Annotated in this window: 2 protein-coding genes and 1 pseudogene; all 3 read left to right on the top strand. The window is 62.6% G+C overall.

Going from position 1 to position 6,238, the window contains the following annotated elements:
• The coding region (locus ENZ75_RS17355; RefSeq protein ID WP_206617051.1) for a ribosomal protein L7/L12 at nt 1-128 on the top strand (128 nt) is incomplete at its 5' end.
• Nucleotides 129-379: 251 nt separating this feature from the next.
• Nucleotides 380-4,516, top strand: a complete 4,137-nt coding sequence (rpoB, locus tag ENZ75_RS17350) for a DNA-directed RNA polymerase subunit beta (protein WP_013531414.1) — start codon at nt 380-382, stop codon at nt 4,514-4,516.
• A gap of 186 nt (nt 4,517-4,702) precedes the next feature.
• A pseudogene (locus tag ENZ75_RS17345) lies at nt 4,703-6,238 on the top strand (DNA-directed RNA polymerase subunit beta'); the annotation flags it as partial.

Below are 6,238 nucleotides of genomic sequence, written 5' to 3'. Positions count from 1 at the left end.
GCCTCAAGAAAGCCAAGGATCGGGTTGAAGCGGCTCCGAAGCCGGTCAAGGAAGCCGTTTCCAAGGCCGACGCTGACAAGTTCAAGGCCCAGCTGGAAGCAGCCGGCGCCAAGGTCGAACTGAAGTAAGCGTAAAAGCGGCGGGCGGCCTCGCGCCGTCCGCCACTCCCTTCGCCCGAAGGGAGAGCGCGTAACGCGAGATCTGCGAGAACCTCTTTCCTGAGGGCCGAAAACCGGCCTTCAGGAAACGGGTTTTCTCCCGTTCTAGCCGGCCGCCGACAGGCGCCGGGAAAACAGACAGAGGGTTGCCGCCAAGGTGGCCCAGTATGCAAGGCGAGCCGCGGCGAGGCTCGTCCCGAGTTTAGAGCTAAGGAGCGACGATGGCCCAGACCCAGACTTTCAATGGCCGCAGACGCGTACGCAAGTTCTTCGGAAAGATTCCGGAAGTTGCGGAGATGCCGAACCTGATCGAGGTTCAGAAGGCATCCTATGACCAGTTCCTGATGGTGGCGGAGCCCAAGGGTGGGCGTCCGGACGAGGGGCTGCAGGCCGTTTTCAAGTCGGTCTTCCCGATCTCCGATTTTTCCGGCTCCTCCATGCTGGAGTTCGTGAAGTACGAGTTCGAAGGACCGAAATTCGACGTTGACGAATGCCGTCAGCGCGACCTCACCTATGCCGCGCCGCTCAAGGTGACGCTGCGCCTCATCGTGTTCGATATCGACGAGGACACCGGCGCCAAGTCCATCAAGGACATCAAGGAGCAGGACGTCTACATGGGCGACATGCCGCTCATGACCTTGAACGGCACCTTTATCGTCAACGGCACCGAGCGCGTCATCGTTTCGCAGATGCACCGTTCGCCGGGCGTCTTCTTCGACCATGACAAGGGCAAGTCGCACTCGTCGGGCAAGCTTCTGTTTGCCGCGCGCGTCATCCCGTATCGCGGTTCGTGGCTCGACATCGAGTTCGATTCCAAGGACGTCGTGCACGCCCGCATCGATCGCCGCCGCAAGATTCCGGTGACGTCGCTGCTGATGGCGCTCGGCATGGACGGCGAAGAGATCCTGTCGACCTTCTACAACAAGATCACCTACAAGCGTGCCGGCGACCATTGGCGCATTCCGTTCAACGTCGAGCGTTTCCGCGGCCTCAAGGCTGTCGGCGACCTGGTCGATGCCGATACCGGCGAAGTCGTCGTCGAGGCCGGCAAGAAGATCACCGCACGCCAGGCACGGGCGCTTGGCGAAAAGGGTCTGAAGGCGATCAAGGCGACCGACGAGGACCTGCTCGGCAACTATCTGGCCGAGGACATCGTCAACTACGCCACCGGCGAGATCTTCCTCGAGGCCGGTGACGAGATCGACGAGAAGACGCTGAAGGTGCTGCTCGGCACCGGCGAAGAGGAGATCAAGGTTCTCGACATCGACCACGTCAATGTCGGCGCCTATATCCGCAACACGCTCAACGTCGACAAGAACGAGAGCCGCCAGGACGCGCTGTTCGACATCTATCGTGTCATGCGCCCCGGCGAGCCGCCGACGCTTGAAACCGCCGAAGCCATGTTCAACTCGCTGTTCTTCGATAGCGAGCGCTACGATCTGTCGGCCGTCGGCCGCGTCAAGATGAACATGCGCCTCGAGCTGAAGGCCGAGGACACCGTGCGCGTGCTGCGCAAGGACGACATCCTGGCCGTGGTCAGGACGCTGGTCGAACTGCGCGACGGCAAGGGCGAGATCGACGACATCGACAATCTCGGCAACCGCCGCGTGCGTTCGGTCGGCGAGCTGATGGAAAACCAGTACCGCGTCGGCCTGCTGCGCATGGAGCGCGCGATCAAGGAGCGTATGTCCTCGATCGAGATCGACACGGTCATGCCGCAGGATCTGATCAACGCCAAGCCGGCGGCTGCCGCCGTGCGCGAGTTCTTCGGTTCCTCGCAGCTGTCGCAGTTCATGGACCAGACCAACCCGCTGTCGGAGATCACCCACAAGCGCCGCCTCTCGGCGCTTGGACCGGGCGGTCTGACCCGCGAGCGCGCCGGCTTCGAAGTGCGCGACGTGCACCCGACGCATTACGGCCGCATCTGCCCGATCGAGACGCCGGAAGGCCCGAATATCGGTCTGATCAACTCGCTGGCCACCTTCGCACGCGTCAACAAGTACGGCTTCATCGAGAGCCCGTACCGCAAGATCGTCGACGGCAAGCTGACCAATGACGTCGTCTATCTCTCGGCGATGGAAGAGGCCAAGCACCATGTCGCGCAGGCCAACGCCGAGCTCGACAAGAACGGTGGTTTCGTCGACGAATTCGTCATTTGCCGCAGTGCCGGCGAAGTGATGATGGCGCCGCGCGAAAACGTCGATCTGATGGACGTGTCGCCCAAGCAGATGGTGTCGGTGGCCGCGGCCCTGATCCCGTTCCTGGAAAACGACGACGCCAACCGCGCTCTGATGGGCTCGAACATGCAGCGTCAGGCCGTGCCGCTGGTGCGCGCCGAGGCGCCGTTCGTCGGCACCGGCATGGAGCCGATCGTCGCCCGTGACTCGGGCGCCGCCATCGGCGCCCGCCGCGGCGGCATCGTCGACCAGGTGGACGCGACGCGTATCGTTATCCGCGCCACCGAAGATCTCGATCCGGGCAAGTCCGGCGTCGATATCTACCGGTTGATGAAGTTCCAACGTTCGAACCAGAACACCTGCATCAACCAGCGTCCGCTGGTTCGCATGGGCGACCGGGTCAACAAGGGCGACATCATCGCCGACGGTCCGTCGACCGAGCTCGGCGATCTGGCGCTCGGCCGCAACGTGCTGGTCGCGTTCATGCCGTGGAACGGCTACAATTACGAGGACTCGATCCTCCTGTCCGAACGCATCGTCGCCGACGACGTCTTCACCTCGATCCACATCGAGGAGTTCGAGGTCATGGCGCGCGATACCAAGCTTGGACCGGAGGAAATCACGCGCGATATCCCGAACGTCTCGGAAGAAGCGCTGAAGAACCTCGACGAAGCCGGCATCGTCTACATCGGTGCGGAAGTTCAGCCGGGCGACATCCTGGTCGGCAAGATCACGCCGAAGGGCGAAAGCCCGATGACGCCGGAAGAGAAGCTTCTGCGCGCCATCTTCGGCGAAAAGGCGTCCGATGTGCGCGACACCTCGATGCGCATGCCTCCGGGCACATTCGGCACCGTCGTCGAGGTGCGCGTCTTCAATCGCCACGGTGTGGAGAAGGACGAGCGCGCCATGGCGATCGAGCGCGAGGAGATCGAACGCCTCGCCAAGGACCGCGACGACGAGCAGGCCATTCTGGACCGTAACGTCTACGCGCGTCTTTCCGACGTGCTCGTCGGCAAGGAAGCGATCGCTGGACCGAAGGGCTTCAAGAAGGGCTCGACGCTGTCCAAGGATACGCTCGACGAGTATCCGCGTTCGCAGTGGTGGCAGTTTGCCGTGGAGAACGAAAAGCTCCAGAGCGAGCTGGAAGCGCTGCGTGGCCAGTACGACGATTCCAAGAAGGCGCTCGAGCAGCGTTTCATGGACAAGGTCGAGAAGGTCCAGCGCGGCGACGAAATGCCTCCGGGCGTCATGAAGATGGTCAAGGTCTTCGTGGCCGTGAAGCGCAAGATGCAGCCCGGCGACAAGATGGCCGGCCGTCACGGCAACAAGGGTGTCGTGTCGCGGATCGTTCCGGTGGAGGACATGCCTTTCCTCGAGGACGGCACGCATGCCGATATCGTGCTCAACCCGCTGGGTGTGCCGAGCCGCATGAATGTCGGCCAGATCCTGGAAACGCATCTGGGCTGGGCATGTGCGGGCATGGGCAGGAAGATCGGCGAGCTGATCGACACGTACAAGGCAGCCGGCGACATCAAGCCGCTGCGCAAGACGCTCGAGAGCTTCATCCCGGCCAACGACCGCAACGAGCCGGTTCGTGACTATGACGACGAGAGCATCGTTCGCCTCAGCGAGCAGATGCGCCGCGGCGTCTCGATCGCGACCCCGGTGTTCGACGGCGCGCATGAGGCTGACATCAACATCATGCTGGAGCAGGCGGGCCTGCACAGCAGCGGTCAGTCGCAGCTCTATGACGGACGCACGGGCGAGCCGTTCGATCGCAAGGTGACGATGGGCTACATCTACATGCTCAAGCTTCACCATCTCGTGGACGACAAGATCCACGCGCGTTCGATCGGTCCGTACTCGCTCGTCACCCAGCAGCCGCTGGGCGGCAAGGCGCAGTTCGGTGGCCAGCGCTTCGGCGAGATGGAGGTCTGGGCGCTGGAAGCGTACGGCGCCGCCTACACGCTGCAGGAAATGCTGACGGTGAAGTCCGACGACGTCGCCGGCCGTACCAAGGTCTACGAGGCGATCGTGCGTGGCGACGACACCTTCGAGGCCGGCATCCCGGAGAGCTTCAACGTTCTCGTCAAGGAAATGCGGTCTCTCGGCCTCAACGTCGAGCTGGAGAACACCAAGCTCGACGACAACCCTGTCCGGCTGCCCGACGCGGCCGAGTAAGGCAATGGCGCGCCACGGCTGTCCGCGGCGCGCCTCGAGCATGATCCCGAAAAGTGGCTACCGGTTTTCGGACAGGATCATGCTCAACCAGGAAGAATTCGACGGCCAGTGGCCGACAAAGACGGCGGGCGTTTGGCTCGCGACTAGATGCAAGGGATCTTCGAGGATCCCGAAAAGGAGAACGGCATGAACCAAGAGGTCATGAATCTCTTCAATCCGCAGGCGCCTGCGCAGGTGTTCGATTCCATCCGGATATCGCTTGCCAGCCCTGAGAAGATTCTGTCCTGGTCTTTCGGCGAGATCAAGAAGCCGGAGACCATCAACTACCGCACCTTCAAGCCGGAGCGTGACGGTCTGTTCTGCGCGCGCATTTTTGGCCCGATCAAGGACTATGAGTGCCTGTGCGGCAAGTACAAGCGCATGAAGTACAAGGGCGTCATCTGCGAGAAGTGCGGCGTCGAAGTCACGCTGTCGCGCGTTCGCCGCGAGCGCATGGGCCATATCGAGCTGGCGGCACCGGTCGCCCATATCTGGTTCCTGAAGTCGCTGCCGTCGCGCATCGGCACGCTGCTCGACATGACCCTGAAGGACATCGAGCGCGTCCTCTACTTCGAGAACTACATCGTCACCGAACCTGGCCTCACCGCGCTGAAGGAGCACCAGCTGCTCAGCGAGGAAGAGTACATGATCGCCGTCGACGAGTATGGCGAGGATTCGTTCACCGCCATGATCGGCGCCGAGGCCATTCATGACCTCCTGGCCGGCATGGACCTGGAGAAGATCGCCGGCGACCTGCGTTCGGAACTGGCGTCGACCACCTCCGAGCTGAAGCAGAAGAAGTATCTGAAGCGGCTCAAGGTCGTCGAGAACTTCATGGAATCCGGCAATCGTCCGGAATGGATGATCATGAAGGTGGTTCCGGTGATCCCGCCGGACCTGCGTCCGCTCGTCCCGCTGGACGGCGGCCGCTTCGCCACGTCGGATCTGAACGATCTCTATCGCCGCGTCATCAACCGCAACAACCGCCTGAAGCGGCTGATCGAGCTGCGCGCCCCCGGCATCATCGTGCGCAATGAAAAGCGCATGCTGCAGGAAGCCGTCGATGCGCTGTTCGACAACGGCCGCCGCGGCCGCGTCATCACCGGCGCCAACAAGCGCCCGCTGAAGTCGCTGTCCGACATGCTCAAGGGCAAGCAGGGCCGGTTCCGTCAGAACCTGCTCGGCAAGCGCGTCGACTATTCCGGCCGCTCGGTCATCGTGACCGGTCCGGAGCTCAAGCTGCACCAGTGCGGCCTGCCCAAGAAGATGGCGCTCGAACTGTTCAAGCCCTTCATCTACGCCCGTCTCGACGCCAAGGGTTACTCCTCGACCGTCAAGCAGGCGAAGAAGCTGGTCGAAAAGGAGCGTCCGGAAGTCTGGGATATCCTCGACGAGGTCATCCGCGAGCATCCGGTGCTGCTGAACCGTGCGCCGACGCTGCACCGTCTCGGCATCCAGGCGTTCGAGCCGATCCTGATCGAAGGCAAGGCGATCCAGCTGCACCCGCTGGTCTGCACGGCCTTCAACGCCGACTTCGACGGCGACCAGATGGCCGTTCACGTGCCGTTGTCGCTGGAAGCGCAGCTTGAAGCCCGCGTGCTGATGATGTCGACCAACAACATCCTGCACCCGGCTTCCGGCGCGCCGATCATTGTGCCGTCGCAGGACATGGTTCTGGGTCTC

This window comes from Mesorhizobium sp. M7A.F.Ca.CA.002.04.1.1, assembly GCF_004022805.1.
In the GTDB taxonomy this organism is placed as follows: Bacteria; Pseudomonadota; Alphaproteobacteria; order Rhizobiales; family Rhizobiaceae; genus Mesorhizobium; species Mesorhizobium ciceri.
Note: the sequence above shows the minus strand (reverse complement) of the source record. Positions and strands in the feature narration are given on the sequence as shown.